Source organism: Streptomyces sp. TS71-3 (assembly GCF_018327685.1).
Taxonomy (GTDB): domain Bacteria; phylum Actinomycetota; class Actinomycetes; order Streptomycetales; family Streptomycetaceae; genus Streptomyces.
This window is the reverse complement of sequence record NZ_BNEL01000003.1, coordinates 633,071-651,021: the sequence shown is the minus strand read 5'-3', so window position 1 is coordinate 651,021 and position 17,951 is coordinate 633,071. Positions and strand designations below refer to the sequence as shown.

Below are 17,951 nucleotides of genomic sequence, written 5' to 3'. Positions count from 1 at the left end.
ACGGAGTTCGGAGTGACGGGATATGACAGGACATGACGGCACAGGGCCGGCCGGGTGCTGAGCGCGAGGTCGTTTCGGACGCCGTCGCCGCCGCGTACGAGGCCGAGTGGGGGCGGATCGTGGCCGCCCTCATCCGGTTCACCGGGGACTGGGACCTGGCCGAGGAGTGCGCGCAGGACGCGTTCGCCAAGGCGGTGGAACGGTGGCCGGACTCGGGCGTGCCGCGCACCCCGGGCGCGTGGCTGACCACGACGGCCAGGAACGCCGCCGTGGACCGGTTGCGCCGCGCCGCCACGGAGAGCCGGGGGCTCCGGGCGCTGGCGGGAGAGCTGCGCACGACGGCCGAGGGGGCCGCGGGGGCCGGGGCTGCGGGTGCCGCCGTGGACGCCTCGTCCGACGGGCGTCCCGGCGGCACGGCAGACGCCCCCGTTCCCGGCGCCCCCGTCCCCGGCGACCCCTTCCTCGACGACCGCCTCGAACTGATCTACACCTGCTGCCACCCGGCCCTGCCCCTGCCGGCCCGGGTGGCGCTCACGTTGCGGAGCCTCGCGGGGCTGAGCACGGCGGAGATCGCGCGGGCGTTCCTGGTGCCGGAGCCGACCATGGCGCAGCGCCTGGTGCGGGCCAAGAACAAGATCCGCAACGCCGGCATCCCGTTCCGCGTGCCGCCGGCGCACCTCCTGCCGGAACGCACCGCGGGCGTCCTCGCCGTGCTCTACCTGATCTTCAACGAGGGGTATGCGGCGACCCGCGGTGAGGCCCTGACGCGCCGGGAACCGGCCGAGGAGGCCATCCGGCTGGCCCGGCTGGTCGTGCGGCTGCTACCGCAGAAGGCGGACGACGCCGGGGTCCGCACGCGGGCCGAGGCGGAGGGGCTGCTCGCGCTGATGCTGCTGCACGACGCGCGCAGGGACGCGCGTACCGGTCCGGACGGGGCGCTCGTGCCGCTGGAGCAGCAGGATCGGGCGGCCTGGGACCGGGACCGCATCGGCGAGGGCCTCGCGGTGCTCGACCGCGCGCTGCACCGGCACCGTCCCGGTCCCTACCAGGTGCAGGCGGCCATCGCGGCCTGCCACGCCACCGCGGCCGAGCCCGCGGCCACCGACTGGCCGCAGATCGCGCTGCTCTACGCGGAGCTGGCGAAGATGGCGCCGAGCCCGGTGGTCGAGCTGAACCGCGCGGTGGCCGTCGCGATGGCGGAGGGCCCCGCGGCCGGTCTCGCGCTGGTGGACGCGCTCGACCGTGAGGGGTCCCTCGCCGGCTACCGCCAGCTCCCCGCCACCCGCGCGGACCTCCTCCGCCGACTCGACCGCCGCCCGGAGGCTGCGGAGGCCTACCGCGAGGCCCTGTCGCTGGGCGCGACGGAGGCGGAGCGCCGCTACATGAAACGCCGCCTCAAGGAGATGACGGATCCCCGTCCCCCGGAACCGGGGCCGCCTGGCGGTGGGCGGTAGCCCCGGATCACCGCCGCGAGGGGGCGGTTGCTGTCGTCTTCGGACCATCGGTGGGTGTGTGGTTGTTCGCGCAGTTCCCCGCGCCCCTTGTCGGGGCGTAGCTTCGGCCTGCCCAGGGGCGCGGGGAACTGCGCGACCAGCCACGGCGCCACTGTCAGGTCGTCACCGCCGCGAGGGGGCGGTTGCTGTCGTCTTCGGACCGTCGGTGGGTGTGTGGTTGTTCGCGCAGTTCCCCGCGCCCCTTGTCGGGGCGTAGCTTCGGCCTGCCCAGGGGCGCGGGGAACTGCGCGACCAGCCACGGCGCCACTGTCAGGTCGTCACCGCCCCGAGGGGCAGTCGCTGTCGTCTCCGGACCACCGGCCGGTGGTGGTCGCTCGCGCCCACGCGGCGGAGCCGCATATCGACACAGCCCCGCGCCCCTGAGTAGGCCGGGGCCCAGGACGGGGCTTCGCCCCGATCCGCTTCGCCCGAGCGCCTAGTCCTCCCCGAACATCTCATCCCGATGCTTGCGCCAGCGATCCATCACCGCACTGAACTCCGTGTGGACGAAGCTGAAGAACTCCAGGGTCTCGGCGATCCGCCGCCCCGGCTTGCTGTCGGCCCCCATCGTGGCGATGCCCTCCCGCAACGTCTGCTCCCAGCGCCGCAGCATCACCTCGCGGTCGGTGAGGATCTCGTACCACTGGTCGCGGGAGATCCGGTACCGCTCCCGCCGCGAGCCGGGCTCGCGCTCGCGGGTGACCATGGTGACGCCGTCGAGGTAGCGGATCGCGCCGGAGACGGCCGCGGGGCTCACCTGGAGCTGCTTGCCCAGCTCGCCGGAGGTGAGGACGCCGTCCTCGGAGGCGAGCAGCGCGGCGAACACGCGGGCCGGCATCCGCAGCATCCCGGCCGAGACGAGCTGGGAGGCGAAGCCCTCCACGAACCTCGACACCCCCTCGGGGTCGGCCGGCGGCCTGCCGGCGCCGTTCTCCGTCACGCTCCCGTCCGCCGTACCGTTCGTCTCCGTCATCCCACGATCATCTCCCACTCCCCCCTCCTCAGGGCCCCGGCCCGGACCGCGTTCCCGCAGGTCCCGCCCCCACCGTGCCGGTGCCGTCCCAATGTGCCGCCACACAGGCGAAGCACTGTGTAGCGCTGTGAACCGCTGTGAACCGCCGCGCACCGCCGGTTCCACCCCGGCCACCTGCACCAACGAGTTTATACGCTTCCTTAACTTCACAAATTTCTGAACGAAGCGTACGTTCAGAACCATGACAAAGGCAATCACCGCCTCGGGACTCCACAAGTCCTTCGGGCGGACGCATGCGCTGGACGGCCTCGACCTGGCGGTCGAGACGGGTGAGGTGCACGGGTTCCTGGGGCCCAACGGTGCCGGCAAGTCCACCGCCATCCGGGTCCTCCTCGGGCTGCTGCGCGCCGACGCCGGTGCCGCGCAGCTCCTCGGCCGGGACCCGTGGCGGGACGCCGTGGAGCTGCACCGGCGGGTCGCGTATGTGCCGGGGGATGTCACGCTGTGGCGCAACCTCAGCGGGGGCGAGGTCATCGACCTCTACGGACGGTTGCGCGGGGGACTGGACAAGTCCCGGCGCGCCACGCTGACCGACCGTTTCGAGCTGGACCCGACCAAGAAGGGTCGCACGTACTCCAAGGGCAACCGCCAGAAGGTCGCCCTCGTCGCCGCGTTCGCGTCCGACGTCGACGTGCTGATCCTCGACGAACCGACCTCCGGGCTCGACCCGCTGATGGAGGAGGCGTTCCAGGCCTGCGTGGAGGAGGAGCGCGACCGCGGCCGGACCGTGCTGCTGTCGTCGCACATCCTCAGCGAGGTGGAGACCCTCTGCGACCGGGTCAGCATCATCCGTAACGGGCAGACGGTGGAGACGGGCTCGCTGGCCGACCTGCGGCACCTGACCCGTACCAGCATCACCGCCGAGCTGGCGGGCGATCCGGGCGCGCTCGACGGGCTGCCCGGCGTGCACGACCTCGACGTGCAGGGCAGGCGGGTCCGGCTCCAGGTGGACAGCGACAAGATGGACGCGGTGCTCCGCTCGCTGACCGACTCGGGCGTGCGCACCCTCACCTCCACCCCGCCCACCCTGGAGGAGCTGTTCCTCCGCCACTACCAGGGCGACGCGGCAGACGGCGGCGCGTCCGGCACGCGGCCCGGCGGCGAGCGCGCGGAAGAGGCGATGACGCGATGACCTCCGTCGCCGCGCCGGCCGCCGGCCGCACCGGCCGTGCGGGCGGATCCAGCAACTCCGGCGGCTCACGCCAGCTCGCCGGCACCGGCATCCTGCTCAGGCTCGCGCTCCGCCGCGACCGGGTGATGGTGCCGGCCTGGGCGCTGATCCTCGGCGGCGTCATCGCCACCGGCTCCGGCGCCTTCGAGACCCTCTACGACACCACGGCCAAGCGCGCCCAACTGGCGCAGTCGATGACCGCGAACAGCTCGATGCGGTCGCTGTACGGGCCGGTGTTCTCGGACTCGCTCGGCGGCATCGTCGCCTGGCGCTACGCCGTCTTCGGCGCGGCGCTCGCGGGCGTGATGAGCCTGCTCATCGTCATCCGGCACACCAGGGACGAGGAGGAGACGGGCCGCCAGGAGATGCTGTCCTCCGCGATGGTGGGCCGCCGCGCGCCGCTCACCGCCGCGCTGCTGACCGCGCTGATCGCCAACGTCGGCACCGCGCTGATCGTCGCCGCCGGGCTGTCCCCCGAGGGCGGCGCGGGCGCGCTCGCGCTCGGGCTGTCCATCGGCGCCTGCGGCATGCTCTTCGCGACGGCCGCGGCGATCGTCGCCCAGCTCACCGAGAGCGCCCGGCTCGCACGGGGCCTGACGACGGCGGTGATCGGCGCCGCGTTCGTCCTGCACTCCGCGGGCGACGCGGCGACGGACGACGGCAGCTCGGTGCTGACGTGGCTGTCGCCGATCGGGTGGGCCGAGAACATGCGCGCCTTCGCCTCGGCCGGCAGCATCGTCCGCGCGCCGGGTGAACGGTGGTGGGTGCTGCTGCTGTTCGTCGCGGCGATCGCCGTCCAGGCCGTGGTGGCGTACACGCTGGCCGGCCGCCGCGACGTCGGCATGAGCTTCTTCCCGACCCGGCCGGGCCCGGCGGACGGCAGGCTGGGCACCGCGGGCGCGCTGGCATGGCGGTTGCAGCGCGGCGGCCTGCTCGGCTGGAGCCTCGGTTTCCTGATCAGCGGCGTGATCTTCGGGGGGATGACGAAGGGCGCCGCGGACCTGGTCGGGGACAACGAGCAGGCCAAGGAGATCTTCCAGCGGATGGGCGGCCAGAGCGGCCTGACCGACGCGTTCCTCTCCGCGATGCTCGGCATGCTGGGCATGGTCGTGGCGCTGTACGGGGTCTCCTCGGTGCTGCGGCTGCACGGCGAGGAGACCGGGGGCCGCGCCGAGCCGATCCTCGCGAACGCCGTCAGCCGGGTCCGCTGGGCCGCGGGCCACCTCGTCATCGCCTACGGCGGCTCGGCCCTGGTGATGCTGCTGGGCGGCGCGGGCCTCGCCCTCGGCTACGGGCACCGGGCGCCGGGCATCCTCGGTGCCGCGCTGGTCCAGCTCCCGGCGGTGTGGACGCTCACCGGCGTCGCGCTGCTGCTGTACGCGGTGAGCGCGAAGGCGGCGCAGGCCGGCTGGGCGGTGGCGGGGATCTGCCTGGCCATCGGCTGGATCGGCCCCGCGCTGAACCTGCCGCAAGGGGTGATGGACGTCTCGCCCTTCACCCACCTGCCCAAGCTGCCGGGACCGGCGATGCAGTGGCCTCCGGTGATCGCGCTCACGGTTCTCGCGGTGGCGCTGGTCGCGGCGTCCCTGATGGCCCTGCGGCGCCGGGACCTGAGTACCTGATCCACCCTCGCGCCGGCACCTCGCCACCGTGGACCCGTGACCGTGGACCCCGCCCCCGAGGGGAGGCGGGGTCCGCTCACCGGTCAGGACGGTGATGTGAGGCAGGCGTTGCTCCTCAGACCTCCACCAGGAGTTCCGTCAACCCCCTGATGACGGTGCCCGGCCCCCGGACGGGCTCCGCGGCGAGGCGGAGCGCCGGGGCCTTGCGGAGCAGGGCGGCGAAGGACGCGGTGAGCTCGATGCGGGCCAGCGGCGCGCCGAGGCAGTAGTGGATGCCGGCACCGAAGCTGATGTGCGGGTTGTCGGCGCGGGCGAGGTCCAGCCGGTCGGGCTCCGCGAAGGCGGCGGGGTCTCGGTTGGCGGAGCCGAAGAGGCACGCGACCTCGCTGCCGCGCGGTATCCGCACGCCCGCCACCTCGATGTCCTGGAGCACCCAGCGCTCGAAGAGCTGGAGCGGGGTGTCGTAGCGCATCAGCTCCTCCACCGCCGTGGGCAGCAGGGAGGGGTCGGCGCGGAGCGCGGCGAGCTGGTCCGGGTGCCGGAAGAGGGTCCACCAGCCGCCGGAGGTCGTGTGCACGGTGGCCTCGTGGCCGGCGTTGAGCAGCAGCGCGCAGGTGGAGACCATCTCCAGTTCGCTGAGCCTGTCCTCGTCGTCGTGGGCCGCGATCAGCGCGGACACCAGGTCGTCGCCGGGCCGGGCGCGCCGCTCGGCGATCAGGCCGGCCAGGTATCCGGAGAACTCCTCGGCGGCCCGCACCGCGCGGGCGGCCGCCTCCGCGGTCGGGTTCAGCTCGTACATCCCGACGATCGCCGCGGACCAGGGACGCAGCAGCGGCCGGTCGCTCTCGGGCACCCCCAGCATCTCGGCGATCACGGCCACGGGGAGGGGTTCCGCGAGGGCCGCGACCAGGTCGCCACCGCCGTCGGCGAGCAGCCCGTCGACCAGGTCGTCCGCCAGCGCCCGCACGTAGGGCCGCAGCCGTTCGACGGTCCGCGGGGTGAACGCCTTCGACACGAGCCGCCTGATCCTGGTGTGCGCGGGCGGCTCCAGGTCCAGCAGCCCGTGGTCGTTGAGCGTGTGGAACGGTTCCTGCTCCGGCGGCGGGGCGGACCGCCCGAACTCCTCGTGGCTGAAGCGGTGCCGGTAGGTGCGGCCGAGACGGCGGTCGCGGAGCAGGGCGGAGACGTCGGCGTGGTGCGGGATCAGGTACTGGTCCGACGCGCCGAAGTAGTGCACGCGGCCGGCCTCGCGCAGCTCGGCGTAGGCGGGGTAGGGGTCGGCCTGGAACTCCGGGGCCCACGGGTCGAAGGCAGCCATCCCCGGACGGTAACCCAATCGGCTTCCTCTCGCCCCGGCCCACCCAGGGGCGCGGGGAACTGCGCGAGCAACCACCTACCGGCCGGTGGTCCGGACACGACCGTGACCGCCCCCTCGGGACGGGCTTCGCCCTGACGAGCGGCTTCCGCCGCAGGCACGCGACCGGGCGCAGCCCCGCTGCCAAGGGGCGCGGGGAACTGCGCGCGCAACCACCACCGACCGATGGTCCGGCGACAACCGCAACCGCCCCCTTCGGACGGGCCGCGACCCGCAGGGCCGCGCGGTTCAGACCGGAAGCATCAGCCCCCAAGCCCCCTCGCTCACCGTCCACGTCCGCGTGCGCACCGGCCCGCTGATCAGCGTGTCCGCCCGGTAGCGGAAGTCCGCCCCGGAGATGGTGACCGTCCGGGCCTCGGCGTGCATCCAGGTGGTGGTGTGGCCGCGGGCCGCCGGGTGGATGTCGATGTGTGCGAGGCCGTGCGCGGCCGGGGTCACCCGGACCGCGTCGACGGGCTGGTCGAGGTCGACGAGCGTCACGCCGTCCGCCTCCACCCGCAACCGCGCGGGCCCCGGCACCGGCGCCCCGAGAGCCGCACCCCACCGCCGGGGCGACGGCATCGAGGGGACCACGCCCACCGGGCCGCGCCGCGCCGCGAGCGTGCGCACCAGCGACTGGTAGTGCCGCAACCACCCCGGCCCCTCGCCCCGCCGGTCCGCACCGTCGTCCAGCGGCCCGCCGGCACCGAGCGCGTCGCCGCCCGCACCACCGGCACCGTCGATGCCACCGCCGAAGGAGCCGGCGCCGTGGGGCACGCCCCCTACAGCCCCCTCACCGGCAGCGGTCCCGTACCCCGCACCGTCGCCGTCGATCCTGTCCTGCCGGGATCCGGCCCGGCCCGGTCTGCCGCCGCCCGGCCGCCCGTTCCCGGGCCCCCGCCCGGAGCCCCCGCGCCCGCGCGGGCCGCGCGACCCGGCGGCGTCCACACCCCCGTCACCGGAAGCACCGGAGCCACCGAAGGCACCGGAATCACCGGAAGTACCAAAGGCATCGAACCCACCCGAGCCATCGAAGCCGCCCGAGCCGCCGAAGCCACCCGAGCCGTCGAACCCGCCCGAGGTCCCGGGAATCCCCGAACCGCCGAGGTCGCCCACCACCCCCGTCGCGCCCCCGGCACCACCCGCACCCCCGCCCGCGTCCGGGCGCCCCGCACCGCCCCCAGGTGCCGGGCGCGCCGCACCGTCCCCGCGCTCCGCGCCCGTCCCCCGCGCCGGAGTGGAACCGTCCGCACCGCCCCCGCCGGCCGGCCCGCCCCCGGGCATGCGCCGCAGGAGCCCGCTGCGCCGGGACAGTATGTGCAGGTCGCCGAGGACCACACCGTCGGCGTCGTCCACCAGCAGGTCGAGCCGGCGCACCTTCCCGGCCAGCACCGCGCGCGACGCGGCCACCGCGCCGGTGGGTACCCCGAGCGAGCGGGCCAGTGTGACGGGTGTTCCCACCGGGACCAGGGAGAGGGCGCAGGAGTCCAGCTGGCGGGCGCGGTGCAGCAGCGTGACGGCGCGCAGCAGCGCGTTGTCGTCGCCCACCACCACCAGACGCCGCGTCCCCCGTCTGGACAGCACCCGGGCGAATTCCTCGGCGCCCTCGGGCAGGCACACCTTCGTGGCCGCACGTGCGCTGAGCACGTCTTTCGCGATCCGCACCGACTCCCCGTCACTGCGCCGGGCAACCGGGTCGACGACCACCAGCAAGTGATCGGAAGCCGACACTTCTGTCCTGCCTCGCTTCCTCGGGTAGCATCTTTGTGCAAGAGCCCCTTGCGCTATTGCGCCAGGGGCTTCGTCTATTCCGGGGCACCGGTCCGACGGTTTGGCGGCCGACGAGGGTACGTGGGGCACGCGTGACACGTACTCCCTGTCCCCCTTCACTCCCCCCAGACTTTGGACATGCCCCGCCCGGAAGGGGTGTACGCCTGTGCCCGCACTTGTGCTGCTCGGTGCTCAGTGGGGTGACGAGGGCAAGGGAAAGGCCACGGATCTGCTCGGTGGCTCCGTCGACTACGTGGTGCGCTACCAGGGCGGCAACAACGCCGGCCACACGGTGGTGGTGGGTGACCAGACATACGCCCTGCACCTGCTCCCTTCCGGGATCCTCACCCCCGGATGTGTCCCGGTCATCGGCAACGGCGTCGTCGTCGACCCGTCGGTCCTGCTCTCCGAGCTGAGCGGTCTGAACGAGCGCGGCGTCGACACGTCCAAGCTTCTGATCAGCGGAAACGCGCACATCATCACGCCGTACAACGTCACGGTGGACAAGGTGACCGAACGATTCCTCGGCAGCCGGAAGATCGGCACCACGGGACGCGGCATCGGACCCACCTACGCCGACAAGATCAACCGTGTCGGCATCCGCGTCCAGGACCTCTACGACGAGTCGATCCTGACGCAGAAGGTCGAAGCGGCCCTCGACATCAAGAACCAGATGCTCACCAAGATGTACAACCGCCGGGCCATCGCGGTCGGCCAGGTGGTGGAGGAACTGCTCGGCTACGCGGACCGCCTCCAGCCGTACGTCGCGGACACCACACTGATCCTGGGCGACGCCCTCGACCACGACAGGGTGGTCCTCCTGGAGGGCGGCCAGGGCACCCTGCTGGACATCGACCACGGCACGTACCCCTTCGTGACCTCGTCCAACCCGACGGCGGGCGGCGCCTGCACGGGCTCGGGCATCGGGCCCACGAAGATCAGCCGCGTGATCGGCATCCTGAAGGCGTACACCACCCGGGTCGGCGCGGGCCCGTTCCCGACCGAGCTGCTGGACGCGGACGGCGAGGCGCTGCGCCGGATCGGCGGCGAGCGCGGTGTGACCACCGGCCGCGACCGCCGCTGCGGCTGGTTCGACGCGGTGATCGCCCGGTACGCCACCCGGGTCAACGGCCTGACCGACTTCTTCCTCACCAAGCTCGACGTCCTCACCGGCTGGGAGCAGATCCCGGTCTGCGTGGCCTACGAGATCGACGGCAAGCGCGTCGAGGAACTCCCGTACTCGCAGACGGACTTCCACCACGCGAAGCCGGTCTACGAGACGCTGCCGGGCTGGTCGGAGGACATCACGGGGGCCCGCTCGTTCTCCGACCTGCCGAAGAACGCGCAGGGGTACGTGCGGGCGCTGGAGGAGATGTCGGGCGCGCAGATCTCCGCGATCGGCGTGGGGCCGGGGCGGGACGAGACGGTACAGATCAACTCGTTCCTGTGAGGTTCGTTTCCCACGTGGGGACGCCCGCGTGGGAAACGTCCGCAACCGGGGGTGCCCCCGACCGTCTCCCGGCACCACGCGAGCGCGGAGCCTTGCGGTCGCCCACGGTGGCCTCGACGCCGTGCCCGGGTGCGACGACGGACGAGCGGGGTGCGCCCGCGGTGGTGCACCGCCTCGTGCGTGGTGTTGGGCCGGGTTGACCCTCGACCTTGTGCAGGGCCGAGAGTGCCGGGTGTGGAGAACGACATGCGCAGCATCGGCGAGATGGCCCGCGACAGCGGTCTGGGTGTGAGCGCCCTGCGGTTCTACGACCGTGCCGGTGTGCTGGTCCCGGCCTGGGTGGATCCGGCGAGCGGCTACCGCTGGTACGAACCTGGGCAGCTCGAAGAGGCCCGGCTGCTGGCCCGCTTGCGCCGGGCCGGGATGGCGCTGGCGGACATCCGGCTCGTGCTGGCCGGCTGGTCCGGCGCGGACACCGATCTGGTCCGGAAGCTGCTGAAGGCGCACCTGCGCCGCCTCGAACAGGGACTGTCCGCTGCCCGTGGCGAGTTCTCCGCACTCCGAGCCCTACTCGATCACAGGGAGAATGCCATGACGTCGCTCCGCAGTGCCTCCGTCCGGCTGTCCGTCGCCGCGCCGGAGCTGGCAGCCGCGCTGGACACGGTTCGTTTCGCGGCGAGCACCGACCCGGAGCTGCCGATGCTCGGCGGGGTCCTGTTCGACATCGAGGGCGAGAGCCTCCACGTCGTGACCACCGACCGGTACCGGATGGCTGTCGCGCGGGCCGGTATCGCCGGGCACGACGGGAGCCGGGTGCAGGTCATCGTGCCCACCTCGCTCGCCGACGCGATGCGGGCGCTCCTGGACGGCAAGGGACCCGTGCGGATCTCCGTCGACGGTGACCGCGTGGCGCTGGAGGCCGGGGACAGGCAGGCAGCCGGTCACTGTCTCGACCACGACTTCCCCGACTACCGCCGTCTCCTTCCCCAGGCCGCGGGGCGCCGCACCGTCGTCGAGGTGGCGGCCTTCGTGAAAACGCTGAAGACCGGCCCTGTCCGTTCCGCGGAAGCCGGAGCGCACGACGTCAGCGTGCTCAGGGTGGAGGACGGTGGCGCGGTGGCTCTCTGCACCGAGGGTGCCGGAGATCCGAACCGTGTCGCCGTCAACCGCGGGTTCCTGCTGGACGCGCTGACCGCCGGGGCCCGTGACCGGCTGATCCTGGAGCTCGGCGCCCCCACGGCACCGATCGCGATCCGCCGGCCCGACGACGAGAGCGCCTTCTCGCTCCTGATGCCGGTCCGCCTGGAGGACTGACCGCACGTTCACGCTGGTCCGGCCCGCCGGGACCAACCGGACGCGGCCGGACCAGGGTGCCGGGGAGCCCGCCCTCAGACCTGCCCTCAGGGCCCCCGCAGCAGCCCCAGACTCGTGAACATCCCCCGGCACCACGCCAGCGCCGAGTCCGCCGTAGCCCACTGCGGATCGTCCGGCGAGAGGAACGGCAGCACGTACGGGTCGGTGATGGCGGCCGGCAGGTCCTCCGCGTAGCAGCCGTTCGGCTCCCTGCCGTACAGCTCGTCGTGCATGCGGCGGGCCACCGCCCCCGGCGCGCTGTCCCAGACCGAGAACCACAGGCGGCGGAACATCGCCGGGTGGGCCATCACGAACATCAGGCGCCCCATGTCCAGCGGCTTCCGCCGCCGAGATCACCCGTGCCACCGAGGCGAACCGGTCCGTCGCGCTCACGTAGGTGCAGAAGCCCGACCACACCTCGACGCTGTGCCCGGCCGCGACGATGGACGAGCAGAGCGCGGCCAGCGCCACCCCGCGGTGGTGCACCGCCTCGTGCGACGTGGTGTTGATGAAGCCGGCCGGCACCAGGAACGTCACCACACGGCCGCGTGCCGAGATGCGCTGCGGTACCGCGTCCACCATGCACTCCGGCTCGCCGCTCAGGTAGGCGCCGATGTCCACCTCGCTGCCGGTGACGTCCCACGCGGGCACCAGCTTCGTCGTGACCACCTCCTCGGCGACCCGCTCGCGCACCTCCGCCACCTCGGCGTCCACCTCGGGGAGCACGGTGGTCCAGCCGTCCTCGGCCAGCCGCAGCGCCTCGCGCCATGTCGCGCCGGGCCACGGGTCGTCGTCGGTGCGGCCGCGCCCCTATGACCGAGGCCGACTGGGCCAAGCGGGCCGACGACTTCCGGCTGCTGCCCGGTGAGACGCTGGCCGGCGTGCTGGCCGACTACGCCGAAGTCGCCCGCCGGACCGACGACGTGGTCGCCACCCTGCCCGACCTCGACGCGACGTGGCCGCTGCCGAAGGCCCCCTGGATCGAGCCCGGTGCGCAGTGGTCGGTTCGCCGGGTGCTGATGCACATCATCGCCGAGACCGCCCAGCACGCCGGCCACGCCGACATCATCCGCGAGTCCCTGGACGGCGCCAAGACCATGGGCTGAGCGGAGGCGTACGTCCGGACCGATCCGATCCAAGCCCGGTCCTAGGGCTTTCGCCCGTTACGCTTCCGTGCCGCCGCGCCTACCGTCCTCGCATGGACACGACGACCGGCACGCTCGACGAAGCGCTCCAACGACTGCACGTCACCGGGCCCGAGCGACTCGGGTGGCTCAGCAACCACGCGCCGATGGCCGTCGAGGCCCTGGCCGCGCACGGTCAGGCGGGCTCGGTGCACCGGTGGCTCGATCTGTACCGGGACAAGCTTGAGGAGTTCCCGTCCGCCGTGGAACCCGTCACGGCGGACAACTGGCGCCCGGCGCTGGGGGACATGCGCCGCGCCGCGGACTGGATCGGCTACTTCGGCCGCGAGATCGCCGAGCGCCCCTGGCGCGACGTGCTGGCCGAGTGGTGGCCCCGCCTGCTGCCCGGCGTGTACGGCGGCGCCACGCACCCGGTGATCCGCGTCGGCCACGCCGTGCGCACCCTCCTCGCCACCGAGAGCACCGGCCCGCGCCTCACCGAACTCGCCCACGCCCTCGGCTACTGGGCCGCCCGCTACCACCCCGTCGCGGACCTCGCCCCGCTGCCCGCCACCGGCAGCGCGGCCGCCGCCCTCGACACGGTGGCGCCCATCGACGGGCAGGGCGGCGGCTACACCGACCGGCTCGACCGCGTCACGGCCCTGCCGACGTGGGCGGCCGCGATCACGGACCCGGACGAGGCGCACCGCCGCCTCACCGAACTGGTACGGGCCGCCACCCACCGGTACGCCGCCCACGGCCACGGCGACGCGGTGATGCTGGTCCACTCGGCCACGGCCCCCAACGCCGTCCTGCGCACCCTGCCCGCGCTCCCGCGCACCCTGTGGGCCGAGAGCCTGCGGGCCGCCTGGTCGGCGTCCGCCGCGGTGACCGCGATGTACGCGTCCCCCGCCCCGGTCGCGTACACCCCCGCGGGCACGTTCGCCCCCGAAGAGGTCTTCCAACGGGCCCTGGCGCACGGCGACGAGCACGTCATCAAGCTGACCGACACGGCCCTCGACGTCGGCGACGAGCGGGCGCTCGCGGCGGCCCTGCGCAGCGCGGAGCTGGTCGAGCCGATGGCCTAGCGGCGGCGCGGGGCGACCCGCGTCACGCGCCGGCCCAGCCCAGGAACGCGGACCACGCGTCCGCGGAGACCGCGAGGCGGGGGTGGGCCGGGCCCGCGGCCCCCACCGTTTTGGAGTCGCGGATGTGGACGGTGGGGGTGGTGTGGGGGCAGGTGGATATCTCGACGCACTGACCGCCAGTGTCGTTGCTGTATGTGGACTTGTGCCAGTCGTGGGCGACTTCGAGGCACTGGCCTCCGCTGCTGTCGCTGTAGCTGGACTTGAACCATCGAAGGGTGGTGTTCATCGCTCTTCTCCTGCCAACCGCTCGATCAGGCTCAGGGAGTCGTCGGGGCTGAGAGCCTGTGCGCGGATTTTCGCATAGCGGTGCGACAGTTGGGCGACCTCGGCAGGCTTGCTCACGAGGAGGCTCTGGTATTCGACCTCCAAGTAGACAACGTGGTGATGTTCTTCGGTCTCCACCAAGACCATGGAACCTGCAGCCCCTGCGTGGTCCCCGCGCAACCCGCGCTCCAACGGGAGAACTTGAACGGTGACATTGGGGCGGGTGGCGTCCTTGGCGAGTGAGTGCAACTGCCCGCGCAACACCTCCCAGCTCCCGAACGGGCGCCGCAGCGCGTCCTCTTCGAGGATCAGCTCGATCATCGGTGTCGGATCACGGTCGAAGAGCTTCTTCCGTGCCATCCGCGCCTGGACCAGCTCCTCCACCTTGGCCTCCGGCAGCTTCGGATAGCCGCCCCCGATCAGTGCCCGCGCGTAGTCCTCCGTCTGGAACAGGCCGTCGACCACGAATGTCTGGTACGACGACAGCGTCACCGCCTTCGCCTCCATCAGGGCGAAGTCCTTGAACTGCGGCGGGTACTTGTCGTTGAGGATGTACTCCCGGGCCCTCTCGAAAAGCCCCAGCCCGCCCCCGATCGCCTCCTCCAGCTTCACGAGCATCTCGTCGCTCGGCGGCTGCGCGCACGTCTCCACCGCGCTGATGGCCGCGCCGCTGTAGCCGATCATCTCGCCCAACTCCACCTGCGAGAGCCCGCGTTGCTCCCGCATGGCCTTCACCAGGTCGGCGACGAAACGTGTCACGGCTCCGGCGACTTCCTTGTTCTCACTTCGCGCTATTGCGATCACCACCACGCCTCAACCGGACTCAACCGGTCTCAACCGAACAGTGCCGATTCTCAACCGTTTTGCTGGTCGACACAGAGTTATGGAAAAGCTAACCGGGAGTCAGTTGACTGGACTCATGAACGCAGAAAGCCGCGAGGTGAATCTCCGGCCCGTGGACGTGGATCCCCTGTCCTGGCTGCCCGCGACCGGGTTCCGGCTCAGCAAGGCGGGGGTGCGGTTCGACGCCGTGCGGGTGGGCGGGGACAGGGGGCGTGCGCTGGCCGATGTGCTGGCGCGGATGACGGGTGGGGACCCGGGGCCGGTCGTCGAGGAGGCGAACGGGAACCGGTACGTCTACTTCCTGGTCGGGGTCGGCAGCACGGCGTTCCGGGCCTGGCCGGAAGGGGTGGTCCGGCTGACCGCGGGGCCGGGACGCATCGCGTACGTCCCCGTTCCGGCCCTGGAGGGTTGGACGTGGCCCCTGGCCTGGCGCTACCGGCCGGCCGCCGACGGCCGCCTCGTGCACACGCTGCTGCTGCACACCGCGCTGAGCGCATAGCGCAATCAAGACTTCGGGCCCGGAAAAGGGGTCGGGGAATCGAGAGAAAGAGAACAGGTGTGACCGTCACACTCGAACGCCCAGAGGTGCGTCCAGCGGTGGTATACCACGGGTATACTCGCGCCATGGCTGACACCACGATCAAGGTCGACCCCGCCGTCCGGGACCGTCTCCTGGAATTGGCCCGGGAACGCGGGATGACCATGCGGGACCTCGTCGCGCAGCTGGCCGAGGCCACTCCCACCCAGGAGGAGCTGCGGCAGCGGTACGAGGCGACCAAGGCGTACGTCGAGGAGCACTTCCTCGGCAGGCCGTACACGGAAGAGGACGAGAAGGCCGGCGAGAAGCTCTGGGCCGACGTGGTGGCGGGACGCATCGGGGAGGTCCAGTGACGGAGCGGGAGTCCGGAGAGCAGGAGTCCGGAGAGCGGAAGTACGCGCCGCCGCGTGCCGTCGTGTTCGACGATACGGCCGCTCTCGCGCTGGGCGCGGGCAACCGGATGGCGTCCCGGCTGGTCGTCGAGGCGGAGAAGGACCCGAGCCTGCGGGTCTACGTTCCCGCGCTCTCCCTCGCAGTCGCCGAACGCGACCGCGCGGGCGTGGCCGAGCACGTCGGCTCGCTGCCGTCCGTCGACATCACGGAGCTGGACTTCGCGGCGGCCACCGCAGCGGGCAAGCGGGTACGCATCGACACCGACCGCGGGTTGGAGGACTGGAGCCGCGCGCACGCCGTGCATATGGCTCTGCCCTCGGTGGAATGGCCCCGGGGGCGTCCCGTCCTGACCAGGACTCCCCACCGTTACCGCGGCACGGGCGTCCGTGCCATCCGCATCGAGGAGTGAGCGGGGCGGGCCCGGAGCGGACTCACTCCGGGCCCGCCGCCCCGAAGTCCGGCAGCACCAGCGAACCGTCCTCGGCGAGGGCGAAGCCGGGGTTGTGGGCGATCTCCCACGTGTGGCCGTCGGGGTCGGTGAAGGCGCCCGCGTAGCCGCCGTAGAACGTGGTGGCGGGGGCGCGGGTGACGTTCGCGCCGGCGCGTTCGGCGGCGCCGACGAGGGCGTCCACCTCCGCGGTCGAGCGGACGTTGTGCGCGAGGACGATGCCGCCGAACGCGCCCGGCGTGCCGGCGTCCGGGATGCCGCTGTCCTCGGCGAGCTTCGCGCGGGACCAGAGCACCAGGGCGAGGCCGCCCGCCTGGAAGAAGACGGTCTCCTGCATCTGCTGGCCCCGCCAGCCCAGCTCCTCGTAGAAGCGGCGGGCGCGGTTCACGTCCGCGACGCCGAGCGTGATCAGGCTGACGCGCTGTTCCATGGGTCCCTGCTGCATGGGGCCAGTCTCACCCGGGCGGGGCCGCACCGCATGGGGGACGGCTCCCGCCGGGCGGGCGACTTTTTCGGGTGCGGCGGCCATAGGGGCGCATTAGCATCCGCCCGTGACAGGCGAAGCCCGAGAAGTGATCCACCCCTTCTGCATCGACGTGCCCCAGAGCGCGCTGGACGATCTCCACGAGCGGCTGGACCGGACCCGGTGGCCCGACGAGCTGCCCGGCGTGGGCTGGGAGTACGGCGTTCCGCTCGGCTATCTGAAGGAACTCGCGCACCACTGGCGGCACGTGTACGACTGGCGGGCGGCGGAGGCCGAGCTGAACCGCTGGCCGCAGTTCACCACCGAGATCGACGGCGCGACGGTCCACTTCGCCCATCTGCGCTCGCCCGAGCCCGACGCGACCCCGCTGCTCATGACGCACGGGTGGCCCGGCTCGTTCGCCGAGTTCGCCGACGTCGCGGGCCCGCTCACGGACCCGCGTGCGCACGGCGGCGACCCGGCCGACGCGTTCCACCTCGTGCTGCCGAGCATCCCCGGGTTCGGCTTCTCCGGGCCGACGCGGGAGCCCGGGTGGGAGTTCCGGCGGGTGGCGGCGGCGTTCGCGGAGCTGATGGCGCGCCTCGGCTACGAGCGGTACGGGGTGCAGGGCGGCGACTGGGGTGCGGCGATCTCCCGCGAGCTGGGCCGCACCCGTGGCGACCTCGTCATCGGCGTCCACCTGAACCTGCTGCCCGACTCGGGTCAGACCACCGAACCCACCCCGGACGAGCTGGCCGCGCTCGACCCAGCGGAACGCGCCCGCACGGTCGCCTCCTGGGAACGGCTCGTGGCCTGGCGCCGGGACCGGCAGGGGTACGCCGACATCCAGGCCACCCGGCCGCAGACGCTCTCGTACGGCCTGACCGACTCGCCCGTCGGCCAGCTCGCCTGGATCGTCGAGAAGTTCAAGGAGTGGACGGACAGCGGGGAGCGTCCGGAGGACGCCGTCGACCGGGACAGGATGCTCACCGACGTGATGCTGTTCTGGCTGACCGGCACGGCCGGCTCCAGCGCCCGCATCTACTACGAACGGGCGCACGCCGACTACTGGGGTTCCGGCCCGGAGCCGTCCACCGCGCCGACCGCCCTCGCCGTCTTCCCGTACGACAACTTCGTCCCGTTGCGGCACATCGCGGAGCGCACGAACGTGCTCGTGCAGTGGACGGAGTACGAGCGGGGCGGCCACTTTCCGGCTCTGGAGCAGCCGGATCTGCTCGTCGGCGACATCAGGGTGTTCTTCCGGCGGCTGCGGGAGGAGGGGGGCGGGCGCCCCTGATCGGGGCTGTGCCCCGGCCCCGGCATTGGGTGGGCACGGGGTATCAGTCCGGACCACCCGCTGGTGGGGCTTGTTCGCGCAGTTCCCCGCGCCCCTTCATCGGGGCTGCGCCCCGGCCCCGGCATCGGGTGGGTATGGGGCGTCAGACCGGACCACCGGCTGGTGGTGGGTTGCTCGCGCAGTTCCC

Annotated in this window: 17 protein-coding genes and 2 pseudogenes; 12 read left to right on the top strand and 7 right to left on the bottom strand. The window is 72.7% G+C overall.

Annotated elements, in window-relative coordinates; genetic code table 11:
- The first annotated feature begins 32 nt into the window (after positions 1-32).
- Complete coding sequence (locus Sm713_RS27165) at positions 33-1,454, top strand: RNA polymerase sigma factor (RefSeq protein WP_212912689.1); 1,422 nt, start codon at positions 33-35, stop codon at positions 1,452-1,454.
- Positions 1,455-1,929: 475 nt separating this feature from the next.
- Here Sm713_RS27165 and Sm713_RS27160 read toward each other — a convergent pair whose 3' ends face one another.
- Positions 1,930-2,466, bottom strand: a complete 537-nt coding sequence (locus tag Sm713_RS27160) for a GbsR/MarR family transcriptional regulator (protein WP_249416721.1) — start codon at positions 2,464-2,466, stop codon at positions 1,930-1,932.
- A 241-nt stretch (positions 2,467-2,707) separates the two neighbouring features.
- On the opposite strand from Sm713_RS27160, the gene Sm713_RS27155 reads away from it, so the two are divergent.
- Together Sm713_RS27155 and Sm713_RS27150 are read left to right on the top strand one after the other, a co-directional pair.
- Positions 2,708-3,658, top strand: a complete 951-nt coding sequence (locus Sm713_RS27155; protein ID WP_212912688.1) for an ABC transporter ATP-binding protein — start codon at positions 2,708-2,710, stop codon at positions 3,656-3,658.
- A complete protein-coding gene (locus tag Sm713_RS27150) occupies positions 3,655-5,319 on the top strand; it encodes an ABC transporter permease (RefSeq protein ID WP_212912687.1) in 1,665 nt (554 codons plus the stop codon). The genes Sm713_RS27155 and Sm713_RS27150 overlap by 4 nt, the downstream gene beginning before the upstream one ends.
- 115 nt (positions 5,320-5,434) lie before the next feature.
- Here Sm713_RS27150 and Sm713_RS27145 read toward each other — a convergent pair whose 3' ends face one another.
- Together Sm713_RS27145 and Sm713_RS27140 are read right to left on the bottom strand one after the other, a co-directional pair.
- Entirely contained in the window at positions 5,435-6,637 is a 1,203-nt protein-coding gene (locus tag Sm713_RS27145; protein ID WP_212912686.1) for a cytochrome P450, read from the bottom strand.
- Positions 6,638-7,987: 1,350 nt separating this feature from the next.
- Positions 7,988-8,404: pseudogene (locus Sm713_RS27140) on the bottom strand (diacylglycerol kinase family protein); the annotation flags it as partial.
- 205 nt (positions 8,405-8,609) lie between these two features.
- Here Sm713_RS27140 and Sm713_RS27135 point away from each other — a divergent pair.
- Together Sm713_RS27135 and Sm713_RS27130 are read left to right on the top strand one after the other, a co-directional pair.
- On the top strand, positions 8,610-9,893 hold the full coding sequence (locus Sm713_RS27135; RefSeq protein ID WP_212912685.1) for an adenylosuccinate synthase: 1,284 nt from the start codon (positions 8,610-8,612) through the stop codon (positions 9,891-9,893).
- A gap of 246 nt (positions 9,894-10,139) precedes the next feature.
- Complete coding sequence (locus tag Sm713_RS27130) at positions 10,140-11,207, top strand: MerR family transcriptional regulator (protein WP_212912684.1); 1,068 nt, start codon at positions 10,140-10,142, stop codon at positions 11,205-11,207.
- Positions 11,208-11,293: 86 nt separating this feature from the next.
- Here Sm713_RS27130 and Sm713_RS40740 read toward each other — a convergent pair whose 3' ends face one another.
- Positions 11,294-11,575 carry a hypothetical protein gene (locus Sm713_RS40740; RefSeq protein ID WP_249416720.1) on the bottom strand — a complete coding sequence of 94 codons (282 nt, stop codon included), beginning with the start codon at positions 11,573-11,575 and terminating at the stop codon, positions 11,294-11,296.
- A gap of 68 nt (positions 11,576-11,643) precedes the next feature.
- Between Sm713_RS40740 and Sm713_RS40735 the strand changes: the two genes are divergently transcribed.
- The 3 genes and pseudogenes from Sm713_RS40735 (at position 11,644) to Sm713_RS27115 (ending at position 13,458) form a co-directional block, all read left to right on the top strand.
- The gene (locus tag Sm713_RS40735) at positions 11,644-11,853 is read left to right on the top strand and encodes a hypothetical protein (RefSeq protein ID WP_249416719.1); all 210 of its coding nucleotides are present in this window, start codon (positions 11,644-11,646) and stop codon (positions 11,851-11,853) included.
- Between the two features lie 205 nt (positions 11,854-12,058).
- Positions 12,059-12,352 (top strand): annotated as a pseudogene (locus Sm713_RS27120) (DUF664 domain-containing protein); the annotation flags it as partial.
- Positions 12,353-12,444: 92 nt separating this feature from the next.
- Complete coding sequence (locus Sm713_RS27115; protein WP_212912683.1) at positions 12,445-13,458, top strand: questin oxidase family protein; 1,014 nt, start codon at positions 12,445-12,447, stop codon at positions 13,456-13,458.
- Between the two features lie 22 nt (positions 13,459-13,480).
- Here Sm713_RS27115 and Sm713_RS27110 read toward each other — a convergent pair whose 3' ends face one another.
- Entirely contained in the window at positions 13,481-13,744 is a 264-nt protein-coding gene (locus Sm713_RS27110; RefSeq protein WP_212912682.1) for a DUF397 domain-containing protein, read from the bottom strand.
- Positions 13,741-14,586, bottom strand: coding sequence for a helix-turn-helix transcriptional regulator (locus tag Sm713_RS27105; RefSeq protein WP_212914869.1), 846 nt, complete (start codon positions 14,584-14,586; stop codon positions 13,741-13,743). The genes Sm713_RS27110 and Sm713_RS27105 overlap by 4 nt, the downstream gene beginning before the upstream one ends.
- Before the next feature lie 115 nt (positions 14,587-14,701).
- Here Sm713_RS27105 and Sm713_RS27100 point away from each other — a divergent pair, with 115 nt between their 5' ends.
- The 3 genes from Sm713_RS27100 to Sm713_RS27090 all read left to right on the top strand — a co-directional run bounded on the left by Sm713_RS27100 (position 14,702) and on the right by Sm713_RS27090 (position 15,965).
- Positions 14,702-15,124 carry a hypothetical protein gene (locus tag Sm713_RS27100; protein ID WP_212912681.1) on the top strand — a complete coding sequence of 141 codons (423 nt, stop codon included), beginning with the start codon at positions 14,702-14,704 and terminating at the stop codon, positions 15,122-15,124.
- A gap of 125 nt (positions 15,125-15,249) precedes the next feature.
- Positions 15,250-15,516: a hypothetical protein gene (locus Sm713_RS27095; protein ID WP_249416718.1), complete on the top strand. Its 267-nt coding sequence runs from the start codon at positions 15,250-15,252 to the stop codon at positions 15,514-15,516.
- Positions 15,513-15,965, top strand: a complete 453-nt coding sequence (locus Sm713_RS27090) for a hypothetical protein (protein ID WP_212912679.1) — start codon at positions 15,513-15,515, stop codon at positions 15,963-15,965. The genes Sm713_RS27095 and Sm713_RS27090 overlap by 4 nt, the downstream gene beginning before the upstream one ends.
- A 22-nt stretch (positions 15,966-15,987) precedes the next feature.
- Here Sm713_RS27090 and Sm713_RS27085 read toward each other — a convergent pair whose 3' ends face one another.
- Entirely contained in the window at positions 15,988-16,434 is a 447-nt protein-coding gene (locus Sm713_RS27085) for a VOC family protein (protein WP_212914868.1), read from the bottom strand.
- 121 nt (positions 16,435-16,555) lie between these two features.
- Between Sm713_RS27085 and Sm713_RS27080 the strand changes: the two genes are divergently transcribed.
- Positions 16,556-17,764 (top strand): epoxide hydrolase family protein, encoded by a 1,209-nt coding sequence (locus tag Sm713_RS27080; RefSeq protein WP_212912678.1) that lies wholly within the window; start codon positions 16,556-16,558, stop codon positions 17,762-17,764.
- The last annotated feature ends 187 nt before the right edge of the window (positions 17,765-17,951 follow it).